Source organism: Streptomyces sp. NPDC013455, from assembly GCF_040632975.1.
In the GTDB taxonomy this organism is placed as follows: Bacteria; Actinomycetota; Actinomycetes; order Streptomycetales; family Streptomycetaceae; genus Streptomyces.
In genome coordinates this window covers 122,907-146,268 of sequence record NZ_JBEYCX010000019.1, presented here as the reverse complement: position 1 = coordinate 146,268, position 23,362 = coordinate 122,907, and the positions used below count along the sequence as shown (strand labels likewise).

The 23,362-nt window shown below is 71.1% G+C and carries 24 protein-coding genes; 11 read left to right on the top strand and 13 right to left on the bottom strand.

Going from position 1 to position 23,362, the window contains the following annotated elements; translation table 11 throughout:
* Positions 1–6: 6 nt before the first annotated feature.
* The 4 genes from ABZ576_RS27055 (at position 7) to ABZ576_RS27040 (ending at position 3,924) form a co-directional block, all read left to right on the top strand.
* Positions 7–1,389 (top strand): extracellular solute-binding protein, encoded by a 1,383-nt coding sequence (locus ABZ576_RS27055; RefSeq protein ID WP_360746026.1) that lies wholly within the window; start codon positions 7–9, stop codon positions 1,387–1,389.
* Positions 1,386–2,249, top strand: a complete 864-nt coding sequence (locus ABZ576_RS27050; RefSeq protein ID WP_360746023.1) for a sugar ABC transporter permease — start codon at positions 1,386–1,388, stop codon at positions 2,247–2,249. Before ABZ576_RS27055 ends, ABZ576_RS27050 begins: the two co-directional genes overlap by 4 nt.
* Positions 2,249–3,076 (top strand): carbohydrate ABC transporter permease, encoded by an 828-nt coding sequence (locus ABZ576_RS27045; RefSeq protein ID WP_360746020.1) that lies wholly within the window; start codon positions 2,249–2,251, stop codon positions 3,074–3,076. The genes ABZ576_RS27050 and ABZ576_RS27045 overlap by 1 nt, the downstream gene beginning before the upstream one ends.
* Before the next feature lie 140 nt (positions 3,077–3,216).
* Positions 3,217–3,924, top strand: a complete 708-nt coding sequence (locus ABZ576_RS27040) for an XRE family transcriptional regulator (RefSeq protein WP_360746017.1) — start codon at positions 3,217–3,219, stop codon at positions 3,922–3,924.
* 39 nt (positions 3,925–3,963) lie between these two features.
* Here the strand turns inward: ABZ576_RS27040 and ABZ576_RS27035 are convergent, their stop codons facing one another.
* A complete protein-coding gene (locus ABZ576_RS27035; protein WP_360746014.1) occupies positions 3,964–4,989 on the bottom strand; it encodes an ATP-dependent 6-phosphofructokinase in 1,026 nt (341 codons plus the stop codon).
* Positions 4,990–5,182: 193 nt separating this feature from the next.
* Here ABZ576_RS27035 and pta point away from each other — a divergent pair, with 193 nt between their 5' ends.
* From pta to pyk, 3 genes are all read left to right on the top strand, one after another.
* Positions 5,183–7,285, top strand: a complete 2,103-nt coding sequence (gene pta / locus ABZ576_RS27030) for a phosphate acetyltransferase (RefSeq protein WP_360746011.1) — start codon at positions 5,183–5,185, stop codon at positions 7,283–7,285.
* The gene (locus ABZ576_RS27025; protein ID WP_360746008.1) at positions 7,282–8,493 is read left to right on the top strand and encodes an acetate kinase; all 1,212 of its coding nucleotides are present in this window, start codon (positions 7,282–7,284) and stop codon (positions 8,491–8,493) included. Before pta ends, ABZ576_RS27025 begins: the two co-directional genes overlap by 4 nt.
* 84 nt (positions 8,494–8,577) lie before the next feature.
* A complete protein-coding gene (pyk, locus tag ABZ576_RS27020) occupies positions 8,578–10,005 on the top strand; it encodes a pyruvate kinase (RefSeq protein WP_360746005.1) in 1,428 nt (475 codons plus the stop codon).
* A 100-nt stretch (positions 10,006–10,105) separates the two neighbouring features.
* On the opposite strand, the gene ABZ576_RS27015 is transcribed toward pyk, so the two are convergent.
* The 4 genes from ABZ576_RS27015 to ABZ576_RS27000 all read right to left on the bottom strand — a co-directional run bounded on the left by ABZ576_RS27015 (position 10,106) and on the right by ABZ576_RS27000 (position 14,459).
* Positions 10,106–11,521: a hypothetical protein gene (locus ABZ576_RS27015; RefSeq protein WP_360746001.1), complete on the bottom strand. Its 1,416-nt coding sequence runs from the start codon at positions 11,519–11,521 to the stop codon at positions 10,106–10,108.
* The gene (locus tag ABZ576_RS27010) at positions 11,511–12,104 is read right to left on the bottom strand and encodes a DUF6114 domain-containing protein (protein ID WP_360745998.1); all 594 of its coding nucleotides are present in this window, start codon (positions 12,102–12,104) and stop codon (positions 11,511–11,513) included. The genes ABZ576_RS27015 and ABZ576_RS27010 overlap by 11 nt, the downstream gene beginning before the upstream one ends.
* A gap of 116 nt (positions 12,105–12,220) precedes the next feature.
* Positions 12,221–12,859, bottom strand: a complete 639-nt coding sequence (locus tag ABZ576_RS27005) for a DUF6230 family protein (protein WP_360745995.1) — start codon at positions 12,857–12,859, stop codon at positions 12,221–12,223.
* A 622-nt stretch (positions 12,860–13,481) separates the two neighbouring features.
* Positions 13,482–14,459 carry a tetratricopeptide repeat protein gene (locus tag ABZ576_RS27000; RefSeq protein WP_360745992.1) on the bottom strand — a complete coding sequence of 326 codons (978 nt, stop codon included), beginning with the start codon at positions 14,457–14,459 and terminating at the stop codon, positions 13,482–13,484.
* A 202-nt stretch (positions 14,460–14,661) separates the two neighbouring features.
* Between ABZ576_RS27000 and ABZ576_RS26995 the strand changes: the two genes are divergently transcribed.
* The gene (locus ABZ576_RS26995; protein ID WP_360745989.1) at positions 14,662–15,279 is read left to right on the top strand and encodes a TetR/AcrR family transcriptional regulator; all 618 of its coding nucleotides are present in this window, start codon (positions 14,662–14,664) and stop codon (positions 15,277–15,279) included.
* A 15-nt stretch (positions 15,280–15,294) separates the two neighbouring features.
* Here ABZ576_RS26995 and ABZ576_RS26990 read toward each other — a convergent pair whose 3' ends face one another.
* The 8 genes from ABZ576_RS26990 to ABZ576_RS26955 all read right to left on the bottom strand — a co-directional run bounded on the left by ABZ576_RS26990 (position 15,295) and on the right by ABZ576_RS26955 (position 21,062).
* Complete coding sequence (locus ABZ576_RS26990; protein WP_360745986.1) at positions 15,295–16,995, bottom strand: methylmalonyl-CoA mutase family protein; 1,701 nt, start codon at positions 16,993–16,995, stop codon at positions 15,295–15,297.
* 94 nt (positions 16,996–17,089) lie between these two features.
* A complete protein-coding gene (locus ABZ576_RS26985; protein ID WP_360745983.1) occupies positions 17,090–17,428 on the bottom strand; it encodes a DUF3817 domain-containing protein in 339 nt (112 codons plus the stop codon).
* Positions 17,429–17,471: 43 nt separating this feature from the next.
* Positions 17,472–17,981 (bottom strand): MarR family transcriptional regulator, encoded by a 510-nt coding sequence (locus ABZ576_RS26980; RefSeq protein ID WP_360745980.1) that lies wholly within the window; start codon positions 17,979–17,981, stop codon positions 17,472–17,474.
* Positions 17,982–18,100: 119 nt separating this feature from the next.
* Positions 18,101–18,760 carry a TetR/AcrR family transcriptional regulator gene (locus tag ABZ576_RS26975; protein WP_360745977.1) on the bottom strand — a complete coding sequence of 220 codons (660 nt, stop codon included), beginning with the start codon at positions 18,758–18,760 and terminating at the stop codon, positions 18,101–18,103.
* Positions 18,757–19,437: a DUF4166 domain-containing protein gene (locus tag ABZ576_RS26970; protein WP_360745974.1), complete on the bottom strand. Its 681-nt coding sequence runs from the start codon at positions 19,435–19,437 to the stop codon at positions 18,757–18,759. The genes ABZ576_RS26975 and ABZ576_RS26970 overlap by 4 nt, the downstream gene beginning before the upstream one ends.
* Positions 19,434–20,192 (bottom strand): hypothetical protein, encoded by a 759-nt coding sequence (locus ABZ576_RS26965; protein WP_360746079.1) that lies wholly within the window; start codon positions 20,190–20,192, stop codon positions 19,434–19,436. The genes ABZ576_RS26970 and ABZ576_RS26965 overlap by 4 nt, the downstream gene beginning before the upstream one ends.
* A 229-nt stretch (positions 20,193–20,421) precedes the next feature.
* Positions 20,422–20,715, bottom strand: a complete 294-nt coding sequence (locus tag ABZ576_RS26960; protein WP_360745973.1) for an MTH1187 family thiamine-binding protein — start codon at positions 20,713–20,715, stop codon at positions 20,422–20,424.
* Complete coding sequence (locus ABZ576_RS26955; RefSeq protein ID WP_360745969.1) at positions 20,712–21,062, bottom strand: DUF3817 domain-containing protein; 351 nt, start codon at positions 21,060–21,062, stop codon at positions 20,712–20,714. Before ABZ576_RS26955 ends, ABZ576_RS26960 begins: the two co-directional genes overlap by 4 nt.
* 159 nt (positions 21,063–21,221) lie before the next feature.
* Between ABZ576_RS26955 and ABZ576_RS26950 the strand changes: the two genes are divergently transcribed.
* From ABZ576_RS26950 to ABZ576_RS26940, 3 genes are read left to right on the top strand one after another with little or no spacing between them, the layout of a single operon-like run.
* Complete coding sequence (locus ABZ576_RS26950) at positions 21,222–21,854, top strand: AIM24 family protein (RefSeq protein ID WP_360746076.1); 633 nt, start codon at positions 21,222–21,224, stop codon at positions 21,852–21,854.
* Complete coding sequence (locus ABZ576_RS26945) at positions 21,855–22,505, top strand: AIM24 family protein (protein ID WP_360745966.1); 651 nt, start codon at positions 21,855–21,857, stop codon at positions 22,503–22,505. It abuts the gene before it with no gap.
* A complete protein-coding gene (locus ABZ576_RS26940) occupies positions 22,502–23,311 on the top strand; it encodes an AIM24 family protein (protein ID WP_360745962.1) in 810 nt (269 codons plus the stop codon). The genes ABZ576_RS26945 and ABZ576_RS26940 overlap by 4 nt, the downstream gene beginning before the upstream one ends.
* Positions 23,312–23,362: the final 51 nt, after the last annotated feature.

Genomic DNA, 23,362 nt, shown 5'->3' with positions numbered 1-23,362 from the left:
GAGGTCATGCCCGTGCGCCCCACCGCCGCATCCCTCGCCGCCCTCACGCTCGCCGCCACCGCGCTCGCCGCCACCGCGCTCACCGCCTGCGGCGGCGGATCCGGCGGCAGCCCGGACACGATCAAGGTGTCGTACAAGCAGTCCACCGACAACTCGGTGAAGGTGACGGACACCTACCTCGCCGGGATCAAGGAGCAGTTCGAGCGCGAACACCCGGGCAAGAAGGTGGAGTTCGTGCCGATCAAGGCGCCGGACTCGGAGTACTACACCAAACTCCAGCAGATGCTGCGCTCGCCGCGCACCGCCCCGGACCTGGTCTACGAGGACACCTTCCTCATCAACTCCGACATCACCAGCGGGTACCTGAAGCCGCTCGACGCATACCTCGCCACGTGGCCGGACTGGGCGCAGTTCATCGACACCGCGAAGGCGGCGGCCCGGGGCGAGGACGGGAAGACGTACGGCGTTCCGGACGGCACCGACACCCGTGGGCTGTGGTTCGACAAGCGGGTGTTCCGCAAGGCCGGGCTGCCTCCGGACTGGCAGCCGAGGACCTGGGACGACATCCTCGACGCCGCCCGGACGATCAAACGGAAGGTCCCCGGTGCCGTCCCGCTCAACGTCTACACCGGCAAACCGGCCGGCGAGCGGGCCACGATGCAGGGCTTCGAGATGCTCCTGTACGGCACGGGCAGCGGCACGGAGGATCCCCTGTACGACAGCGCGAGCAAGAAGTGGATCACCGGGTCCCAGGCCTTCCGGGACTCCCTCCGCTTCATCGAGACCGTCTACCGGGAGGAGCTCGGCCCCGACGTCTCCGACGCCCTCGACCCCAACTTCAGCACCACCGTCAACGGCGAGCTGCTCCCCCGGGGCAGGCTCGGCATCGCCCTCGACGGCTCCTGGCTGCCGCAGGCCTGGCTGCCGGGCAGCGGGCACGAGTGGCCGGACTGGTCCGAGCAGCTGGGGCTCGCCCACATGCCCACCCAGCACGGGCAGGCGCCGGGCAGGGTGAGCATGTCCGGCGGCTGGACCTGGTCCATCCCGGCCAAGGCGGGCAACCCCGACCTCGCCTTCGCGTTCGTCCGGACGATGCAGACGAAGGAGAACGCCCGCACGTGGTACATCGCCAACTCCGGGATCGCCGTACGGAAGGACGTCGCCGACGATCCGGCCTACACCGGTGCCCAGCCCGGCATCCGGTTCTTCACCGGCCTCGTCGCGCACACGCACTACCGGCCCGCGTACCCGGCCTACCCGAAGGTGTCGACCGCCGTGCAGGAGGCCATGGAGGGCGTCACCACCGGTGACCTGTCCGTGGCCGAGGCCGCGCGCGGCTACGACACCACGGTCGAGGACGTCACCGGCGGCCGCGTGGTCGAGAAGTGAGGCGCGGGCACCGGGCCGTCCGGGTCCTCCCCCTCGCCCCCGCCCTGGTCCTGCTGCTGCTCTTCCTCGCCGGGCCGATCGCCTATTGCGTCTGGATCGCCTTCACCGACCTCCAGCTGACCGGTCAGGCCCACTCCTCCTTCGTCGGCCTCGCCAACTTCCGCCGGGCCTTCCGGGACGACGCGTTCCTGAACGCCGTCTGGCTGACGCTGGTGTTCACCGTGCTGTCCGCGCTCGTCGGGCAGAACACCCTGGGGCTCGCGCTGGCCGCCCTGATGCAGCGGGCGTCCCAACCCGTGCGCACCCTCACCGGCGGGGTCGTCGTCACCGCCTGGGTGCTGCCGGAGGTCGTCGCCGGGTTCCTGCTCTACGCCTTCTTCCGGCGCGAGGGCACGCTGAACGCCGTCCTGGACTGGCTGCACCTGCCCCGGCAGAACTGGCTGTTCACGCTGCCGGTCCTCGCCGTGTCGTTCGCCAACGTCTGGCGCGGGACGGCGTTCTCGATGCTCGTCTACTCCGCCGCGCTCGACGGGATCCCCGCCGAGATCACGGAGGCCGCCGAGGTGGACGGGGCCGGCGGGTGGCGGCGGCTGTGGCACATCACGCTGCCGATGATCCGGCGCTCCATCGGCACCACCCTGATGCTCAACACCCTCCAGACGCTCTCCGTCTTCGGGCTGATCTGGGTGATGACCCGGGGCGGCCCCGGGGGCCGGAGCCAGACCCTGCCGTTGTTCATGTACGAGACGGCATTCCGGAACAGCATGATCGGATACGGCACCGCCGTCGCCCTGCTCCTGCTGCTCGTCGGCTCCCTGTTCTCCGTGCTCCACCTGCGCCTGCTGCGGACGGAGGTCTGATGCCCCGCTCGCGCGCCTCCCGCCGGCTCGCCGCCGATCTCGCCCTGCTCGCCCTGGCCGCCGCCTTCGCGCTGCCGCTCGCCTGGGTGCTGCTGTCCGCCGTGGACCCGCGCGCCGGACTGCGGGTCCGGATCCCGGACGGGTTCACCCTGGACCACTTCGACGCGGTCCTGACCCCGGAGATCACCTACACCCCGCTGCTCAACAGCCTCGTCCTGTGCGGCGGCGGCACGGCGCTGACCGTCGGCTGCGCCGCCCTCGCCGCGTATCCGCTGTCGCGGTTCCGGTCCCGGCTGAACCGGCCGTTCCTGCTGACGATCCTGTTCGCGACGAGCCTGCCCGTCACGGCGATCATGGTGCCGGTGTACGCGCTGTTCGTCCGGGTGAACCTGATCGACACCCTCCAGGGCACGGTGTTCTTCTTCGCCGCCTCCCAGCTGCCCTTCGCCATCTGGCTGACGAAGAACTTCATGGACGGGGTGCCGCGGGAACTGGAGGAGGCGGCCTGGACGGACGGGGCCTCGGCGCTCCAGTCCCTGGTGCGGATCGTGCTGCCGCTGATGGGGCCGGGGCTCGCCGTGGTGACCGTGTTCTCCTTCGTGATGATGTGGGGCAACTTCTTCGTCCCGTTCATGCTGCTGCTCAGCCCGGACCGGATGCCGGCCTCGGTGAGCGTCAACGACTTCTTCGGCAACCGGGGCATGGTGGCGTACGGGCAGCTCGCCGCGTTCTCCGTGATCTATTCGACGCCGGTGATCCTCCTGTACGCCCTGGTGGCACGCCGGCTGGGCGGCGGCTTCGCACTGGGCGGCGCCATGAAGGGGTGACGGCGGGTAACAGCAGGTCACAGGGGAGTGACACGGAGTGCCAGCTCACTCTGTGCGATCGCTCCGTACGTTCCTACGATCCGTGATCTCGGTGGAACCGACCGTAGTCAGCGCCGCGGTGCGCCCCTAACTTGTGCCGGGTGCGCCATCCCTCAGTCCCCACCGACCCCCCGGCTCCCCCGTTCAACGCCCCGGCCGCCCGCAGGCTCCGCGCCGCCCTCGGCATGGGGCCCGAGCACGTCGCCTACGGGATGCGTGCCTCGTACGGACTGCCCTATGTCACACCGGATCTCGTAGTCGCCTGGGAGCGCGGCACCGTCGCCCCCGGCAACCCGGAACTCACCGCCATGGCGGGCGTGTTGTGGTGTTCCCCCGGCGAACTGATCGGCCGGCCGCGGACCCTGCGCGAGCACCGCATCGCCCGGGCCGTCGCCCCCGAGGACGTCGCCCACGCCGTCGGCATGGAGCTGCGCGCCTACCTGCGCACCGAGGAGAGCGGCCAGTGGCGGGGCAACGAGCGGCAGTCGGCCGCGCTCGCGCGGATCCTGGACCTCTCCCTGCCCGACTTCGTCGCCGTCACCGGCCGCGAGGCGAAACTCGCCGACCTGCTGCACAGCGCCGTGACCACCCGCTGGCAGGCCTACGTGCGGCCGGTGATGAAGCTCGCCCCGCTCGACAAGGAGGTCGTGGACGCGGTGCTCCAGGAGCTGCACCAGGACTACCAGGGGCACATGGCCGCCACCCTCAGCTGGGGTGGCGGCAGCAGGGGCGCCAGCGAATCGGGGCAGAGGTTCCTGGACGGGATCATCGACACCTTCTGGGCGGCCGTGACGGACCGCACCGGGTGACCACGGGCCCGCCCGTGGCGCAGGTGCGCGGCCGGACGGCTAGAAGACCGACTCGGCCTCGTCCATGCGGTCCTTGGGCACCGTCTTCAGCTCGGTGACCGCCTCGGCGAGCGGCACCATGACGATGTCGGTGCCGCGCAGCGCGGTCATCCTGCCGAACTCGCCGCGGTGCGCGGCCTCCACGGCGTGCCAGCCGAAGCGGGTGGCGAGGACGCGGTCGTACGCGGTGGGCACGCCACCACGCTGGACGTGGCCGAGGATGACCGGCTTGGCCTCCTTGCCGAGCCGCCGCTCCAGCTCGTACGCCAGTGCCGTACCGATGCCCTGGAAGCGCTCGTGGCCGTACTGGTCGATGTCGCCCTTGCCGTAGTCCATGCTGCCCTCGGCGGGGTGGGCGCCCTCGGCGACGCAGATGACGGCGAACTTCTTGCCGCGGGCGAAGCGCTCCTCGACCATCTTGACCAGGTCGGCGGGGTCGAAGGGCCGCTCGGGCAGGCAGATGCCGTGGGCGCCGGCGGCCATGCCGGACTCCAGGGCGATCCAGCCGGCGTGCCGGCCCATGACCTCCACGACCATCACGCGCTGGTGGGACTCGGCCGTGGTCTTCAGTCGGTCCATCGCCTCGGTGGCCACGCCGACGGCGGTGTCGAAGCCGAAGGTGCGGTCGGTGGAGGAGATGTCGTTGTCGATGGTCTTCGGGACGCCGACGACCGGCAGGCCCGCGTCCGAGAGCATGCGGGCCGCGGTGAGGGTGCCCTCGCCGCCGATCGGGATCAGGGCGTCGATGCCGAACTCCTCGACCATGTCGGCCGCGCCCTCGCAGGCCTCGCGCAGCCGGTCGCGCTCCAGGCGGGAGGAGCCGAGGATGGTGCCGCCGCGGGCCAGGATGCCGCTGACCGCGTCCAGGTCGAGCGTGCGGTAGTGCCGGTCGAGGAGGCCCCGGTAGCCGTCCTCGAAACCGATGACCTCGTCGCCGTACTGCGCCACCGCCCGGTGCACGACCGACCGGATCACGGCGTTCAGGCCGGGGCAGTCGCCGCCTGCGGTGAGAACTCCGATGCGCATCGTGCTGTGTCTCCTGCTCGCTGTCGGTTACCGGTGAGCCAGTGTCGATTGTTTCACGTCCCCGGGGCAGGCGAGGTCCTGACGGGCGCCTTATCCGGCAGCGGGGGTATTGTCAAGAGGGTCCTGCTCACCTTGGTGAGCGATTTTTATGCCGCAGAGGCGACGGAAGCGACATGAGGAACGGAGTGGACACGTGACGCGCAGCGTGTACGTCACCGGGATCGACCGCGGTGACGGCCGCCAGGTCGTGGAGCTGGGGGTCATGGAACTCCTGACCCGGCAGGTCGACCGGGTGGGTGTGTTCCGGCCGCTCGTCCACGACGGACCCGACCGCCTGTTCGAGCTGCTGCGGTCGCGGTACCGCCTCTCGCAGGACCCGGCGACCGTCTACGGCATGGACTACCACGAGGCGTCCGCCCTCCAGGCCGAACAGGGCACCGACGAGCTCGTCTCCGCCCTCGTCGACCGCTTCCACCTGGTGGCCCGGGACTACGACGTCGTGCTGGTCCTCGGCACCGACTACGCCGGCACGCTGCTGCCGGACGAGCTGTCCCTGAACGCCCGGCTCGCCAACGAGTTCGGCGCCTCCGTGATCCCGGTGGTGGGGGGCCGCAAGCAGTCCGCCGAGTCCGTGCTCGCCGAGACCCGCAACGCCTACCGCGCCTACGACGGCCTCGGCTGCGACGTGCTGGCCATGGTCGCCAACCGGGTGGCCCGCGAGGACCGCGACGAGCTCGCCGAGCGGCTCGCGGACCGGCTGCCGGTGCCGACGTACGTGCTCCCCGACGAGCCCGCCCTGTCCGCGCCGACGGTCGCCCAGATCGGCCAGGCCCTCGGCGCCAAGGTGCTGCTGGGCGACGACTCCGGTCTCGCCCGCGACGCGCTCGGCTTCGTCTTCGGCGGCGCCATGCTGCCCAACTTCCTCGGCGCCCTGACCCCGGGCTGCCTGGTCGTCACCCCCGGCGACCGCGCCGACCTGGTCGTCGGCTCGCTGGCCGCGCACAGCGCCGGCACCCCGCCGATAGCCGGCGTGCTGCTCACCCTGAACGAGGTGCCGAGCGAGGAGATCCTCACCCTGGCCGCCCGCCTCGCCCCGGGCACCCCGGTGATCTCGGTGTCCGGCAACAGCTTCCCCACCGCCGAGCAGCTCTTCTCCCTGGAGGGGAAGATGACCGCGGCCACCCCGCGCAAGGCGGAGACCGCGCTCGGCCTGTTCGAGCGGTACACCGACACCGCCGACCTGGCCCGCCGGGTGTCCGCGCCGAGCAGCGGCCGGGTCACCCCGATGATGTTCGAGCACAAGCTGCTGGAGCAGGCCCGCGCCGACAAGCGCCGGGTCGTCCTCCCGGAGGGCACCGAGGAGCGGGTGCTGCACGCGGCCGAGGTGCTGCTGCGCCGGGGCGTGTGCGACCTGACCCTGCTCGGCCCGGTCGACCTGATCCGCAAGAAGGCCGCGGACCTGGGCATCGACCTCGGCGACACCCAGCTGATCGACCCGGCCACCTCCGAACTGCGCGACGCCTTCGCCGAGCAGTACGCCGGTCTGCGCGCCCACAAGGGCGTCACCGTCGAGCTGGCCTACGACGTCGTCTCGGACGTGAACTACTTCGGCACCCTGATGGTCCAGGAGGGCCTGGCCGACGGCATGGTGTCCGGCTCGGTGCACTCCACGGCGGCCACCATCCGGCCCGCCTTCGAGATCATCAAGACCAGGCCGGAGTCGTCCATCGTCTCGTCGGTGTTCTTCATGTGCCTGGCCGACAAGGTGCTGGTCTACGGCGACTGCGCGGTCAACCCGGACCCGAACGCCGAGCAGCTGGCGGACATCGCCGTCCAGTCGGCCGGCACGGCCGCGCAGTTCGGCGTGGAGCCGCGGATCGCGATGCTGTCGTACTCCACCGGTACGTCCGGTTCGGGCGCCGACGTCGACAAGGTGCGCGAGGCGACCGAGCTGGCCCGCTCGCGCCGGCCGGACCTGAAGATCGAGGGGCCGATCCAGTACGACGCGGCCGTCGAACCGTCCGTCGCGGCCACCAAGCTGCCCGGCTCCGAGGTCGCCGGGCAGGCGAGCGTTCTGATCTTCCCCGACCTCAACACCGGCAACAACACCTACAAGGCCGTGCAGCGCTCGGCCGGCGCGATCGCCGTCGGCCCGGTCCTCCAGGGCCTGCGCAAGCCGGTCAACGACCTGTCCCGGGGCGCGCTCGTCCAGGACATCGTCAACACCGTCGCCATCACGGCGATCCAGGCCCAGAACACCGCCCAGACCCCCAGCGAGAAGGCGTCCCAGAAGTGACCTCCCCCACCCGTGTCCTCGTCCTCAACTCCGGCTCGTCGTCGGTGAAGTACCAGCTGCTGGACATGCGGGACAGCAGCCGGCTCGCGGTGGGCCTGGTCGAGCGCATCGGCGAGCAGACCTCCCGGATCGAGCACACCTGCCTCACCGGCGGCGGCACCCGGGAGCACACCGGTCCGATCGCCGACCACGAGGCCGCGCTCAAGGCGGTCGCCGAGGAGCTGGGGCGGGACGGGCTCGGCCTGGACTCCCCCGAACTCGCGGCGATCGGCCACCGGGTGGTGCACGGCGGGATGTTCTTCACCGAGCCCACCGTCGTCGACGACGCGGTGCTCACCGAGATCGAGCGGCTGATCCCGGTCGCCCCGCTGCACAACCCGGCCAACCTCACCGGCATCCGCACCGCGCAGGGGCTGCGCCCCGACCTGCCCCAGGTGGCCGTCTTCGACACCGCGTTCCACACCACGATGCCCGAGCCGGCGGCGCGCTACGCGATCGACCCGAAGATCGCCGACCGCCACCGCATCCGCCGCTACGGCTTCCACGGCACCTCGCACGCCTACGTCTCCCGGGAGACCGCGCGGCTGCTGGGCAAGGACCCGTCCGAGGTCAACGTGATCGTGCTGCACCTGGGCAACGGCGCCTCGGCGTCCGCGGTCGAGAGGGGCCGGTGCGTGGACACCTCCATGGGGCTGACGCCCTTGGAGGGGCTCGTGATGGGTACGCGGTCCGGTGATCTGGACCCGGCCGTCATCTTCCATTTGGCACGGGTTGGCGATATGTCCATGGACGAGATCGACACTCTTCTCAACAAGAGGAGCGGTCTGTTCGGTCTGTGCGGGGACAACGACATGCGGGAGATCCGCCGCCGCGTCGACGAGGGTGACGAAGAGGCCGCGCTCGCGTTCGACATTTACATTCACCGGATCAAGAAGTACATCGGCGCCTATTACGCGGTGCTCGGCACGGTGGACGCGGTGGCCTTCACCGCGGGGGTCGGCGAGAACGCGGCGCCGGTGCGGGAGGCGGCGGTCGCGGGCCTGGAGGGGCTGGGGCTGGCGGTCGATCCGGAGCGCAACGCGGTCCGCGGCCGCGAGCCGCGGCTGATCTCGCCCGACTCCGCGCGGGTGGCGGTCGCGGTGGTGCCGACGGACGAAGAACTGGAGATCGCGACGCAGACCTACGCACTGGTCGGAAAGAACAACTGAATAGCACCTGAGCGGTGTGGCACTCATTTGTATCTTCCGCCAGACGGAATATTCCGTAGCGAAACAAACGGATAGGATCGCTCCATGCGCCGTTCGAAAATCGTCTGTACTCTCGGCCCCGCGGTCGACTCCCACGAGATGCTCGTCGCCATGATCGAGGCGGGCATGAATGTGGCCCGGTTCAACTTCAGCCACGGCACCCACGCCGAGCACCAGGCGCGGTACGACCGCGTCCGGGCCGCGTCCAAGGAGACCGGCCGCCCCATCGGCGTCCTCGCCGACCTGCAAGGCCCGAAGATCCGTCTGGAGACCTTCGCCGAGGGTCCGGTCGAGCTGGAGCGCGGTGACGAGTTCGTCATCACGACCGAGGACGTGCCGGGCGACAAGCACATCTGCGGCACGACGTACAAGGGGCTGCCGGGCGACGTCTCGCGCGGCGACCAGGTCCTGATCAACGACGGCAACGTCGAGCTGAAGGTCCTGGACGTCGAGGGCCCGCGGGTGAAGACGATCGTCATCGAGGGCGGCGTCGTCTCCGACCACAAGGGCATCAACCTGCCCGGCGCGGCCGTCAACGTGCCCGCGCTGAGCGAGAAGGACGTCGAGGACCTGCGCTTCGCCCTCCGCATGGGCTGCGACATGGTCGCGCTGTCCTTCGTCCGCGACGCCAAGGACGTCCACGACGTCCACCGCGTCATGGACGAGGAGGGCCGCCGCGTCCCCGTCATCGCCAAGGTGGAGAAGCCGCAGGCGGTGGAGAACATGGAGGACGTCGTCGCGGCGTTCGACGCCGTGATGGTCGCCCGCGGTGACCTCGCCGTCGAGTACCCGCTGGAGAAGGTCCCCATGGTGCAGAAGCGCCTGGTGGAGATGTGCCGGCGCAACGCCAAGCCGGTGATCGTCGCGACCCAGATGATGGAGTCGATGATCACCAACTCCCGTCCGACCCGCGCCGAGGCCTCCGACGTCGCCAACGCGATCCTGGACGGCGCCGACGCGGTCATGCTGTCCGCCGAGTCCAGCGTGGGCGCCTACCCGATCGAGACGGTCAAGACGATGTCGAAGATCGTCACCGCGGCCGAGCAGGAGCTCCTCTCCAAGGGCCTCCAGCCGCTGGTGCCGGGCAAGAAGCCGCGCACGCAGGGCGGTTCCGTGGCCCGCGCGGCCGCCGAGATCGCCGACTTCCTCGGCGGCAAGGGCCTGATCGCCTTCACCCAGTCCGGCGACACCGCGCGCCGGCTGTCCCGCTACCGCGCGACCCAGCCGATCATCGCCTTCACCACCGACGAGGGCACCCGCAACCAGCTCACCCTCAGCTGGGGCGTGGAGTCCCACGTCGTACCGTTCGTGAACACCACCGACGAGATGGTCGACCTGGTGGACCAGGAGATCGCCCGGATGGGCCGCTTCGAACCGGGCGACACCGTCATCATCACCGCCGGCTCGCCCCCCGGGGTCCCCGGCACCACCAACATGCTCCGCGTCCACCACCTGGGCGGCCAGAAGGGCTGACCCGGCCCGCGAGGGACGTGTACGGCACCGAGGGGCGCCCCCCGTATCGGGGGGCGCCCCTCGGTGTGCCCGCGGCTCCCGGACCGGCTCGTGCGACCGCTCAGTCGGTCGTGAAGAGATGCATGCCCGGCACGTGCAGGTTGCCGCCGAACTGGGCCGCCTGCACCACCTTGACGTCGGTGAAGTAGATCAGCGGTATGTTCAGCGGGGGCGGGCTGTCGGGGCTGAACGTCACCGGGATCAGCCCGAACAGGTTGCCCGAGATGCTCTCGGTGTACATCACCGTGTCGCCGCCGGTGATGGTGGACGTCGAACCCCTGGCCGCCTGGACGTGGTAGGTCTTGGCCGCCTGCTTGTCCTTCACCGTCTGGTGCAGGTCGCCTATGTCGGTGCCGCCGGAGATGACGTACTTCAGCACCTTCTTCGTGGTGCCGTTGGCCGTCTTCACCTCGACTATGCCCTGGTAGTCGGCGCCCTTGAGGAGCAGGGAGCTGGCGTTCAGGTGCCAGGGGTCGTCCGCCACCAGCACCTTGTTGTCGACGCCGCCCTCCTCGTCCGTGGCGACGGGGCAGTCCTCGGCGGAGGCGGACTCGCTCGCCGACGGGCTGGGGGTCGCCGACGCGGTCGCGTCCCCGGCGGTCTCGGTGGCGTCCCGCACCGTCCGGCCGGCCGTACCGGTGGTGTCCTCGACGGTGTCCGTGGCCTTGCGCGCGGTGTCCTCCACGGTGCCGGAGGCACCGCCGGCCGAGTCGGCGGCGTCCGTCGCGGTGGTCTCCTGGGGGGCCGGCGACTGCGACGCGGACGGTGTCGCCGTCGGCGCCGGGGTGGCGGACGCCGTGCCGGCCTCCTCGTCCCCGCTCCCGCCGGTGAGGATGTCACCGATCGTGTCGCCGATGGTGTCCAGGACGTTGCCGTCGCCGCTCCCCGGCTGCGACGGCGTCGGCGCGGCCGTGCCACCGGAGCCCGAGCCGGAGCCGGAGCCCGAGCCCGAGGAGCCCGAGGTCTGCGCCGGCTCGGGCGCGGCCCCGTCGCCGGAACCCGGCTCCGACGAGCCCGATGAACCCGAAGAACCCGATGAACCCGATGAACCCGCCGAATCCGACGGCGAGGTGCCGCCCGAGTCCTGTGCGTCCGTGCCGTCCTGGGCGTCCGCGGTCGCCGTGGGGGACGGCGTGGCGGACTCCGCCGACGTGCTCTGCGACGCGGACGGCGACGGCGAGGCCGAGGCGTCCGCGTCGTCGTCCAGCGCCTTGACGCAGTCCTCGTACTCGTCGGCCGTCAGGCTCTTCGCCGAGGACGACGGGGACGGGCTGCCGTTGTTGTCGGCGAGGGCGAGCGTGGAGGTGAAACCCATGCCCATGAGGACCGCCGTGGGCATCGCCACGGAGGCTATGGCCTTGCCGGCCGGCATGTGGAACCTCGTGAACAGCGGCTTCCTGGGGGCCGCGTGGCGGGGCCCGGTTCTCGCGCGGGACCCGTCCACGTCGGTCCCGCGGGTCGCCTCGTCAGCCGGCACTGTGCCTCCCGTTCGCCCCGTTGGCCGGGCTCGTTCCTGAAAGGTCGTTCTCCCAGGGCGCCTTGTAGGGCCCGGCGGGACCCTCCGTGCCCGCCCGGTCCGCGCCCTGGTGCGGCGGCTCGGGAGCGGCCTGCGGGGCACCGCCCTCGCCCGGGGCGGCCCCGGCCGGCGGCTCCGGCTGCGGAGGCGCGCCCGGTGCCCAGGCCACGGCCATCGCTCCGCCGACCAGGGACGTCAGGAAGCCCACGACGAAGCCGCCGAAGTTGGACACGGGGATGGACACCAGTGCGAGCAGGATCGCGGCGACACCCGCGAAGACCCGTACGTGCTTCTGGAACCAGAGGCTGATGCCCAGGACGATGAGCAGCACGCCGATGATCAGGGACCCGGCTCCGGCGGTGGTCGCCATGGCCAGCGTCAGATGACCGAGCTTCAGGTGGGCGTACGGGAAGTACATGATGGGAAGTCCGCCGAGCATGACGAACAGACCGGCCCAGAACGGCCGCGTGCCCCGCCAGGCGCGGAACTGCAGCCTCCGGCGGGTGAACTGGCCGGGTACGGCGGCAGGAGTCTCGGCGCTCATGGAAAACAGCTCCCTGGTGCGGCGTTGCTGTGGTGGTGATGTGTGCCGCGTGCGAAGCGCGGCCGGAGTGTGGACGGGCGGGGGCGCCACCGGCTCCCCCGCCCGTCATCGAGTGCTTAGTAGCACTCCTTGACACCCGTCGACAGCGACATCTTCAGGCCGCTGAGCTTGAAGGTGCCGGCGGTGGTCGCCCACGCCGTCTGCTTCACGCCGGACAGCGTGGCCTTGTCGGCCTGCTGCGCGAAGCCGAAGGGGTTGGCCTGCTCGCCGCCGCCCTTCATGCCCGGACCCTTGGTGGCGTCCTTGGCGGCCACACCGATGTCGATGTTGTCGAACACCGCGTCGGCGTTCAGCTCGGCGACGTCGATGTAGATGTTCTCGGCCTGGACCTTGTCGTGGCCCGCGCCGCCGGCCCGCAGGATCAGGCTGACGTTGCCGAAGATCGGCACGTCCGGCGTGACCACGGACTGGCACAGGTTGGTGATCTCCGCGTGCTTGAACGCCGAGACGGCCACCGGGTGCGCCGTCTTCTTGCCGTCCATCGTGTAGCCGCTGTCGATGGCACCGTACTGCGAGAAGCCGGTGCCGACGAGCTGGTCCGCCGAGACCTTGAACGACTGACCGGACACACTGAACGAAGCGGCCAGAGCGCCCTGCGCCAGGGCGACACCTATCGCGGCCGTCGCGGCGACGCTGGGCACCATGACCACAGCGAACCGCTTCCATCTGGTCCCGCCACGCACCTGGGACTCCATATTTCCTCCTTCTCGGACGTACATCTCCTGGCCCGGGCTCGCCCCAGTCGGCGGCTCAGCCGGGCAGGGATGGGAGAAGTGCTACGTCCTCGGGAAGGAGAGCGCCCGCACTCGGAGGCGCGAACCGCGCCCGAATCACCGGCGATCACCCCCGAGCGACAACCACTGGTCGCGCCTGACACGCATCACGCACAACCTTGCTGGACAGGCTTCACCGGCCGGTGAAGACCCCCCTGCCCCAGGGCCGGCGCCACTGCCGCCGGCCCTGCTCGGTGGGGACCCAGAGTCTCCCGCGACCCGGCCGGCTGCCGGGGTGTGGGATTGGACCGAGCGTCGCCGATCGTGGTGCATTCTCGGCCCGGGCACAAGGGGGTTCGTTACTGGCTAGTAACGGCGGGATAACCGGAGTACGACCGACCGGTCTCGGAGGGCCACGCTCGGTGGCACCACAGGGCAGAGCAAAGCCGTTGATCCCTGGACGAATCCAGACAGATCAACGGCTTTGATTTACTCGGAGTAACACCGGCGGCGATTACCAAGATTTGGTAAAGCGCGGCCGTCGTGGCGGCTGGTCGGCCAACCTTTCACCCCGGCATCACGGGCCGTGGCGTCCGGTGACCGGTCAGAACAGCGCCCGGGCCAGCGCCCGGCGCGCCCCGACCACCCGGGGGTCCTCCGGGCCCACGACCTCGAACAGCTCCAGCAGCCGGAGCCGCACCGCGTCCCGGTCGTCACCCGCCGTGCGCTGCACGGTCTCGATCAGGCGCCCGAAGGCGTCCTCCACATGGCCGCCCACCAGGTCCAGGTCGGCGGCGGCGATCTGCGCCTCGACGTCCTTCGGCCGCTCGGCGGCCTCCCGGCGCACCTGCTGCGGGTCCATGTCCTGCACCCGCTGGAGCAGCTCGGCCTGCGCCAGGCCGAGCTTGGCCTCCGGGTGGGCCGGGTCCTCGGCCAGCACGTTCCGGTACGCCTGGACGGCCCCGCCCAGGTCGCCCGCGTCCAGCGCCTGCGCGGCGGCGTTGAGCAACGCCTCGTGCGGGCCTTCCGGCGCCGCGGCCGCGGCCGCGGCGGGGGCGCCGGGCTCGGCGTCCGGGTCGACGGTCAGACCGGTCAGCCCGAAGCGCTGCTCGGCGACCGCCACCAGCTGGTCCAGGGTCTGCCGGATCTGCTGCTCGCCGGCCGCGCCCTGGAACAGCGGCAGCGCCTGTCCGGCCACGACGGCGAAGACGGCCGGGACACCCTGGATCCCGAACTGCTGCATCAGCATCGGGTTGGCGTCGACGTCGATCTTGGCGAGCAGGAAGCGCCCGTTGTACTCGACGGCCAGCCGCTCCAGGACCGGGCTCAGCTGCTTGCACGGCTGACACCACTCGGCCCAGAAGTCGATGACGACGGGTACTTCGGCGGAGCGCTGGAGGATCTCCCGCTCGAAGCCCGCCTCATCGACGTCGATGACGAGATCGGCCGGGGAGACGGCCCCCGTCCCGCCCTGCCGGGCGGCTTCGGCGCGCGTCTGCTCGGCCTTGGCCTTGGCCTCCTGGGCCGCCTTCACCGCGGCGAGGTCGACGACACCGCTCATGGACATGTTCCGTGGCTGCATGCGTCTATCCTCCCCCGATCCCGCGCCTGAACGAAAAACGCCGGCGCCGGGTCCCCACCCCACGCCTGTGGTCGTCGCCCGTGTACGTCCCTCACGAGCTTTCGCTACGAGTCGTAGCGTAATGCCAGGGGGGCCCGGTGCGACACCGCACGGCGGTGATCTCCCTCACGACCGCACAGATCCCGCCGGTTATCGTCGAGGCATGCAGAGCCGCACTCCCGCCAGCCGTACCGGGCGCCCGCGCAGCGCCGCGGCGGATGCCGCGATCCTGGCCGCGACCCGGGAGGCTCTGGTGGAGCTGGGCTGGTCCAAGCTCACCCTCGGGGACGTCGCCACCCGGGCCGGGGTTGCGAAAACGACGCTCTACCGCCGCTGGGCCGGCAAGAACGAACTGGTCGTGGACGCCGTCGCGGAACTCTTCGACGAACTGAGGCTCCCCGACCGCGGCAGCCTCGCCGCCGACATCGAGGGCGTCGTCCTCCAGTTCGCGGCCATCCTGGCCCGCCCGGAGGCCAAGAGCGGCCTGATGGCGGTGGTCGCCGAGTCCACCCGCGACGACGCCCTGCGCGAGCGCATCCGCGCCTCGATCGTGGAACGCCAGATGGGTCTGGTCCTGGAGGGGCGCGCCCGGGCGCAGCGCCGCGGGGAGCTGCCGCCGGAGCCGGACCCGGCCGAGGCCGCCCGCACGGGCGACCTCATCTTCGACGTGGTGGCGGGCGCGGTGGTCCACCGCACCCTGGTCAGCGGCAAACCGGCGGACGAGGAGTGGGTGCGCAGCTTCACCCGGGTGCTGCTGCTGGGCCTCGCCTCGTCCGCCTGACCGCGCCGCCGCCCGCTAGAAGCCGGCGGGCTCGGTGTACACCCCCCACTCGTCCCGCAGGACGCCGCAGATCTCGCCCAGCGTCGCCTCCGCGCGCACGGCGTCCAGCATGGGCTCGATCATGTTGGCGCCGGACCGGGCGGCGGCCAGCATGCCGTCCAGCGCGCCGCGCACGGCCGCCTCGTCGCGCGCGGCCTTGCGCCCGGCCAGCGCCCGGACCTGCTCGCGCTCCACCTCGTGGCTGACCCGCAGGATCTCCAGGTCGCCGGTGACCGACCCGGTGTGGACGTTGACGCCGACCACCTTCTTGTCGCCCTTCTCCAGGGCCTGCTGGTAGCGGAAGGCGGACTCGGCGATCTCCCCGGTGAACCAGCCGTCCTCGATGCCGCGCAGGATGCCGGAGGTGACCGGCCCGATCGGGTGCCGTCCGTCCGGGTGCGCCCGCAGGCCCCGCTCCTTGATCTGCTCGAAGATCTTCTCCGCGTCCGCCTCGATCCGGTCCGTCAGCTGCTCGACGTACCACGAGCCGCCCAGCGGGTCGGCCACGTTCGCGACCCCGGTCTCCTCCATCAGGACCTGCTGTGTGCGCAGCGCGATCTCCGCGGCCTGCTCGCTCGGCAGCGCGAGGGTCTCGTCCAGGGCGTTGGTGTGCAGCGAGTTCGTCCCGCCGAGCACGGCCGCCAGCGCCTCCACCGCCGTACGGACCACGTTGTTGTACGGCTGCTGCGCGGTCAGCGACACGCCCGCGGTCTGGGTGTGGAAGCGCAGCCACTGCGCCTTCTCGGACGTCGCGCCGTACACGTCCCGCATCCAGCGGGCCCAGATGCGACGGGCCGCGCGGAACTTGGCGATCTCCTCGAAGAAATCGACGTGCGCGTCGAAGAAGAAGGACAGGCCGGGGGCGAAGACGTCGACGTCCAGCCCGCGGCTCAGGCCCAGCTCGACGTACCCGAAGCCGTCCGCGAGCGTGTAGGCCAGCTCCTGCGCGGCCGTGGCCCCGGCCTCGCGGATGTGGTACCCGGACACGGACAGCGGCTTGTACGCGGGGATGCCCGCCGCGCAGTACTCCATCAGGTCGCCGATCAGCCGCAGGTGCGGCTCCGGCTGGAAGAGCCACTCCTTCTGGGCGATGTACTCCTTGAAGATGTCCGTCTGGAGCGTGCCGTTCAGCACCGCCGGATCCACGCCCTGGCGCTCGGCGGCGACCAGGTACATGCAGAAGACGGGGACGGCGGGCCCGCTGATCGTCATGGAGGTCGTCACATCCCCCAGCGGGATGTCCTTGAACAGCACCTCCATGTCGGCGGCCGAGTCGATGGCGACCCCGCAGTGCCCGACCTCGCCGAGCGAGCGCGGGTCGTCGGAGTCCCGGCCCATCAGCGTCGGCATGTCGAAGGCGACGGACAGACCGCCGCCGCCGGCGGCGAGGATCATCTTGTACCGCTCGTTGGTCTGCTCGGCGTTGCCGAAGCCGGCGAACTGCCGGATCGTCCACGTGCGCCCGCGGTAGCCGGTCGGATGGAGCCCGCGCGTGAAGGGGTACTCCCCGGGCCAGCCGATCCGCTCGAATCCCTCGTACGTGTCGCCCGGTCGGGGCCCGTACACCGGCTCCACGGGGTCGCCGGAGAGCGTGGTGAAGTCCGCGTCGCGCTTGCGCGCGGCGTCGTAGCGGGCCTGCCAGCGTCGGCGGCCCTCCTCGATGGCGTGAGCGTCCATACCCTCGAATTTACTTGGACGTCCTAGTAAATGTCGATGGCTGACCGCCGTACGGGGTCCGTACGGCGGTCAGGGGCGGGCTGCGGCGGGGGCGTCAGGCCTTGGCGACGGCCGGGGCCTGGTCGCCGGTCCGGGCGTCCAGCTCGCGGCTGATCTTCCGCTCGACGAAGAACGCGGCGGTGGGGATGGTGCCCGCGATCAGCACCCACAGCTGCTTGCCGACCGGCCACTTCGCCTTGGAGCCCAGGTCGAAGGCGAAGACCAGGTACACGACGTAGAGCCAGCCGTGGGCGATGGCGACGACCCGGGTGAAGTCGGCGGCACCGTCGACGTCGAGCCCGTACTTCGCGATCATGCCCAGGCACAGCAGCACCAGCAGGACACCGGTGACGTAGGCCATGAGGCGGTAGCGGGTCAGCACGCTCTTTTTCATGGCAACGAGCGTAACCACCCGTTCCGGGAGATCTTGCCCCGGGTCAGTCCTCGTCGAAGTCGTGTGCCGCGACCCGCAGCGGGCGCAGCATCGCGAAGATCTCCCGGCACTCCTCCGCGTCGTACACCGCGAGCCCGAAGTCCATGGCCATCAGGTCGCGGGTGGCCGCGTCGACCACCTCGCGGCCCTTGTCGGTGATGACCGCGAGGGTGCCCCGGCCGTCGTTGGGGTTGGGGCGCTTGGCCACCAGCCCGGACTTCACCAGCCGGTCCACGGTGTTGGTCACCGAGGTGGGATGCACCATCAGCCGCTCGCCGATCTTGGACATCGGCAGCTCACCGGCCTTGGAGAAGGTCAGCAGTACCAGCGCCTCGTAGCGGGCGAACGTCAGCCCGTACGGCTTGACCACCGCGTCCACCTCGGCGAGCAGGATCTGCTGGGCCCGCATGATCGAGGTGATCGCGGCCATGGAGGGCACGCTTCCCCAGCGCTGCTTCCAGAGTTCGTCGGCACGCGCGATGGGGTCGAACGGGAGGCTGAGAGGTTTCGGCACGTCATCAGACCCTACCGGCCGGTCATATGCCGGTCAGCTCCGTCTCGGCTTTCGGTCACCGACCGGGAGGGGCACCGGCCGGGACGGGCCCAGGCCGGGACGGGCCCAGGCCGTCCGGGTCAGGAGGCGCGGCCGCCCCCGTGCCGTCGCAGCTGGTGGCGGACGGCCCGCTGGGCGACCGGCCCCAGCGACTCCACCGCGGCCACCAGCGCACCCAGCCGCTCCAGCGCGTCCAGCGCCGCGTGCGCCCCCGCCTCGTCCACGCCCTCGTACAGCTCGATCCCCACGAACGCCGCCGCCACGGCCCGCGCCAGCCCGGCCGGATCGGCGAACTCCCCGAGCGGCGTCGCCGCCAGCACCCGCCCGAGCACCTGCTCGATCTCGGTGATCCACAGCCGCAGCCCGTCGGCCGTGGCCGGCCCCAGCGCCGCGTGCGTCGACGCCCCGGCCAGCAGTTGCCCGAGCAGCGCCACATGCCCGTCGGCCCGCTCGTGCTCATGGATCTCACGGCCGACGGCGAGCAGCTCGGACAGCGAGCCCACCTCGGCGAGCCGCTCCCGGTACCGGGCCACCGCCTTCTCCGCCCCGTACCGGCAGGCCGCGGCGAGCAGCTCGTCCACCGATCCGAAGTGGTAGAAGACGAGCGCCTGGTTGACCCCGGCCGCGGCCGCCACCGTGCGGGCCGAGGTCTTGGCGATGCCCTGCTCGGTGAGCGTCCGCAGCGCGCCCTCCAGCAGCCGCGTCTTGGTCTCCTGCGCCTTCGCGGTCTCCGGGCTCACGCGCGCGCCTCCTCCCGCACCGGGCGCAGCCCGGGCCGTACGCCGCGGGCGCGGACGTCACTGTACGAGGCCGTGAAGGAGCCCTCGTAGCCGAAGAGGGGCCCCACGTACCGGTTCACCACCCGGACCCGGATGCGGAAGCGGCCGGCCGCCTCGTCGTAGGACTCCCGCACCTCGGCCGTGGCGCCGATGAGCTCGGGGACGCGGACGTCGACCGGTCCCTCCCGGAACCGGTGTGCGCCGGAGCGGATCAGCAGGGAGCCGTCGGACTCGGCGTGGAAGTGCAGGTCGCTCGCGAGGTGCTGGTGGGTGCCGAGGTAGTCGAGGACGCGGTCGCCCCGGGGCCCGAGCACCATCTGCGCGTCGAAGCGGCGGGCACGGCCGGGCAGGTGGAAGGTGCGCACGAAGCTCACCGTCTCACGGCCGAAGGAGTCGGCGTACGGCACGTTCTCGATCACGAAGGGGACGTTCCGGCCGGCCCGGGGGACCAGGATGTTGCGGGTGGCGCCCAGCGCGAGGAACGGCTTCACGAAGGCGGGTCCGTGCCAGATCCGGTCCATCACGCCCCGGCCGGTGCACGCCTCGCCGCTCGCCAGGCCCACCGAGAAGCGGCGCTGGAGCGCGGGGTGCAGGCGGTGGAAGGCAGGGCCCATGGCGGTGCGGAAGATCGAGGTCACCGGCTCTTCTCCAGGGTGCGCAGGAGGCGGGGCGCGCGGGTCCCGGTGGCGGGGGCGCGCAGGCAGCGGCGGGCGGCCGGGGTGCCGGCGAGCGGCGGCGTGAACAGGGCGAGGAAGACGCCGACCACCAGCAGCAGGGGGCACAGGAAGGCCAGGGCGTCCGCGAGGGGTCCGGACGGGCCGGGCGGACAGCCGCGTCCGAGCCCGGTCAGGCAGACGGCGAGGACGAGCGCCCGGACGGCCAGCTCCGCCAGCCAGTTGTACCGGGCCCGCTCGGGGGTGATGCCCCGCTCCAGCCAGAGCCGGAGCCGGTCGAAGGACCAGGCGGTCGCCCAGCCCATCAGCGGGCGGAAGACCATGCGGTCGGCGAGGGCGCCGAAGGCTCCCCAGCGGGGACGGTAGTCGTAGCCGGTGAGGAAGCGGACGCCGTGGGCGTCGGGCTGGTAGCGCCACCAGCCGCTGCCCTCGGCGATCAGGGACAGCGGATGCGGGGAGGCGAAACGCAGGGCGGAGGTGCGGGTGCCGTCGGGGCGCTCCTTCTCGCCGGCGGCGACGCCGGTGCCGGAGACCGTCAGGAACGGCAGCACGCGCGTGGCGTACCGGAAGCGCTGGGGTTCGCCCTCGACGTGCGGGAGGTGATCGATCTCGGTGAAACGCAGGTCCCAGCGCCGGTGCCGGGCCGGGTCCTGGGTGCGGGCCCAGAGCTCGTCGAGGTCGGCGCGTATGTGCGTCTCTATGTAGAGACCGAAACCCATGTGTTCCCCCACGTCAGCATGGTGTTTGAGCGACTGCTCAAATCATCTGCCGGAGAACGTACACGCCTTTGAGCGATCGCTCAAACGCTGGTCGCGAGAAAACCCCGGCCCGGAGGACCGGGGTTCGGCGCGGACCGCGCCCGGCGGGACGGCGTTGGACGGTCCCGCGGCTCGGCGGGACGGCGTTGAACGATCCCGCGGCTCGGCGGGACGGCGTTCGACGGTCCCGCTACTCGGCGAGATGCCGTTCGACGGTCTCCACCTTGGAGGTCAGTCCGTCGGTCACACCGGGGCGGATGTCGGCCTTGAGGACGAGCGACACCCGCGGTGCGCGCTCCTCCACCGCGGCGACGGCCCGCTTGACGACGTCCATGACCTCGTCCCACTCGCCCTCGACGGAGGTGAACATCGCGTCGGTGCGGTGGGGCAGGCCCGAGGCGCGGACCACGCGCACGGCCTCGGCGACGTACTCCCCCACCTCCTCGCCGACACCGAGGGGCGTCACGGAAAAGGCGACGATCACGCGTTCACGACCCCTTCCTTGCGGGCACGGGCGGCGATGACCGCGTCCTCGGCCTCACGGCGCAGCGTGCGCTCGGCGACGAAACCGCCGCCGGGGATGATCGAGTAGGCGAAGTAGAGGGCCGCCTTCCCGCCGTTCCACTTGGTGCGGTTCCAGGCGTCCAGCCAGAACAGCACGTACAGGACGAACAGCACGCCGTGGATCGGCCCGAGCACCGGGGCGGCATCGAAGCCCGACGCGACCGTGTACTTGATGATCGTGCAGGCCGCGAGGACGATCCAGGAGATGCCCTCCGGCACGGAGATCAGGCGGAGGCGGCGGATGGCGGAGGCTGTCTTGAGGTCCACGGGTCACCTTCGGTCGTGGGCGTACTGCGGTTTGTGAACGGAAGCACAAGCGTTCGCCCATTGTGGCAAACCGTCCCCCTAGGGGTCCGCTCGGGGTGGGTATCCACCCACGGGCCCTGTTCCGTCCACCCGGCCGGCGGCTACTTTCGCACCGTGGCGATGTTCCGACTCCAAGGGAGCAAGGTGCTCGCCGTCGACATGACCGGGGATGCCGTCAAGGCGAAGAACGGCTCGATGGTCGCGTACGACGGGCAGATGGCCTTCAAGAAGCTGAGTGGTGGCGGCGAGGGGCTGCGGGGGATGGTGACCCGGCGGCTCACCGGCGAACAGATGACGGTGATGGAGGTGAGAGGACACGGAACCTGCTGGTTCGCGGACCGGGCGGCCGAGATCAACCTGGTGGAGCTGCGGGGGGACAAGCTGTACGTCGAGGCGGGCAACCTGCTGGCGACGGACGCGGGGCTGCGCACGGGCACGACGTTCACCGGAGTGCGCGGGGCCTCGCAGGGCAACGGCCTGTTCACCACGACCGTGGAGGGCCACGGCCAGGCGGCGATCGTCTCGGACGGCCCGGCGGTCGTCCTCCGGGTCAGCCCGCAGTACCCGCTGATCGTCGATCCGGGCGCCTATGTCGCCCACCAGGGCGACGTGCGGCAGTCCTTCCAGTCCGGTGTGACCTTCCGCACGCTCCTCGGGGAGGGCGGCGGCGAGGCGTTCCAGATCCGCTTCGAGGGCGACGGACTGGTATACGTGCAGCCGAGCGAGCGGAACACGATCGCGGGGGACCTCTAGATGACCTTCCGGGAGATCAACTCCAAGATGGTGGAGGCGACCGTGCTGCCGGGGCAGCGGCTGTTCAGCCAGCGCGGCGCGATGCTCGCCTACCGGGGGGACGTGTCCTTCACCCCCAACGTGCAGGGCGGCCAGGGCGGGCTGGCCTCCATGATCGGGCGCCGGGTGGCCGGCGAGGCGACGCCACTGATGACCGTCGAGGGCAGTGGCACGGTGTTCTTCGGGCACGGCGGCCACCACGTCCACGTCATCACCCTCACCGGCGACACCCTCTACGTGGAGGCCGACCGGCTGCTCGCCTTCGAGGGCACGCTGCGGCAGGGCACGATGTTCATGGGTTCCCAGGGCGGGGTCATGGGCCTGGTGCGCGGGCAGGTCACCGGGCAGGGGCTGTTCACGACCACCCTCCAGGGCCACGGCGCGGTGGCCGTGATGGCGCACGGCGGCGTCTTCGAGATCCCGATCGGCCCGCAGCGCCCGGTCCACGTCGACCCGCAGGCGTACGTCGCCCACCACGGGGACGTGCGCAACAAGCTGTCCACCGCGCTCGGCTGGCGCGACATGGTGGGCCGCGGCTCCGGCGAGGCCTTCCAGCTGGAGCTGAGCGGCAGCGGCACGGTGTACGTCCAGGCGTCGGAGGAGAAGCTGTGAGCACCCACGGAATGCCGGGCGCCGGGCCGGTCGTGCACGACCCGACGACGCTGCCCGCCGACGGCAACGTGAACAACTACACCTTCTGCGTGGAGCTCAAGGGCGGGGAGTGGTTCCTGCAGAAGGGAAAGATGATCGCCTACTACGGGGCGATCGAGTTCAACGGCATCGGGCACGGCCGGCTCGACCGGCTCGTCCGCACCTCGTTCCATTCGCCACTGCACGCGAGCGACTGGGTCGTCGCGTCCGGCTCCGGGAAGATGCTGCTGGCCGACCGGGCCTTCGACGTCAACTCCTACGACCTGGACGACGGGAACTTGACCATTCGCGCGGGCAACCTGCTCGCTTTTCAGCCAAGTCTCGCGCTCAAACAATCGATCGTGCCGGGTTTTCTGACCCTTATCGGAACCGGCACGTTCGTGGCCGCATCTAACGGTCCGGTGGTGTTCATGGAACCTCCGATCCGGGTCGACCCTCAGGCGCTCGTCGGGTGGGCCGACTGCCCGTCCCCGTGCCATCACTACGACCACGGGTACCTGGCGGGCGTACTGGGCGGTCTACGTGCGATGACGGGCTTCGGCGGGGCTTCCGGCGAGGAGCACCAGTTCGAGTTCGTGGGCGCCGGGACGGTCCTGCTGCAGTCGACGGAGGCCCTCATGGCCGAGGCGGCCACGGGGGCGGTTCCCCCCGAACCGGGGGTGCCCGGAGGTGGCGGAACGGCACCGGGCGGACACGGTCCGCAATCGTCGGCCGTACCGCGCCTTCCCGGACAGCTGGGAGACCTCCAGCGTCGCTTCGGGCTGTGAGCGGTAGTCTGCGGAGTGTGACGTCGAACGCGTGCGCACAGTCACACCACC

What these genes read in the sequence shown, in the direction of transcription:
- ABZ576_RS27055 (WP_360746026.1), top strand. Translation starts at nt 7, where the DNA reads ATGCCCGTGCGCCCCACCGCCGCATCCCTCGCCGCCCTCACGCTCGCC.
- ABZ576_RS27045 (WP_360746020.1), top strand. Translation starts at nt 2,249, where the DNA reads ATGCCCCGCTCGCGCGCCTCCCGCCGGCTCGCCGCCGATCTCGCCCTG.
- ABZ576_RS27035 (WP_360746014.1), bottom strand. Translation starts at nt 4,989, where the DNA reads ATGCGCATCGGAGTTCTCACCGCAGGCGGCGACTGCCCCGGCCTGAAC.
- pyk (WP_360746005.1), top strand. Translation starts at nt 8,578, where the DNA reads ATGCGCCGTTCGAAAATCGTCTGTACTCTCGGCCCCGCGGTCGACTCC.
- ABZ576_RS27010 (WP_360745998.1), bottom strand. Translation starts at nt 12,104, where the DNA reads ATGAGCGCCGAGACTCCTGCCGCCGTACCCGGCCAGTTCACCCGCCGG.
- ABZ576_RS27005 (WP_360745995.1), bottom strand. Translation starts at nt 12,859, where the DNA reads ATGGAGTCCCAGGTGCGTGGCGGGACCAGATGGAAGCGGTTCGCTGTG.
- ABZ576_RS27000 (WP_360745992.1), bottom strand. Translation starts at nt 14,459, where the DNA reads ATGCAGCCACGGAACATGTCCATGAGCGGTGTCGTCGACCTCGCCGCG.
- ABZ576_RS26995 (WP_360745989.1), top strand. Translation starts at nt 14,662, where the DNA reads ATGCAGAGCCGCACTCCCGCCAGCCGTACCGGGCGCCCGCGCAGCGCC.
- ABZ576_RS26990 (WP_360745986.1), bottom strand. Translation starts at nt 16,995, where the DNA reads ATGGACGCTCACGCCATCGAGGAGGGCCGCCGACGCTGGCAGGCCCGC.
- ABZ576_RS26985 (WP_360745983.1), bottom strand. Translation starts at nt 17,428, where the DNA reads ATGAAAAAGAGCGTGCTGACCCGCTACCGCCTCATGGCCTACGTCACC.
- ABZ576_RS26965 (WP_360746079.1), bottom strand. Translation starts at nt 20,192, where the DNA reads ATGGGTTTCGGTCTCTACATAGAGACGCACATACGCGCCGACCTCGAC.
- ABZ576_RS26950 (WP_360746076.1), top strand. Translation starts at nt 21,222, where the DNA reads ATGTTCCGACTCCAAGGGAGCAAGGTGCTCGCCGTCGACATGACCGGG.
- ABZ576_RS26945 (WP_360745966.1), top strand. Translation starts at nt 21,855, where the DNA reads ATGACCTTCCGGGAGATCAACTCCAAGATGGTGGAGGCGACCGTGCTG.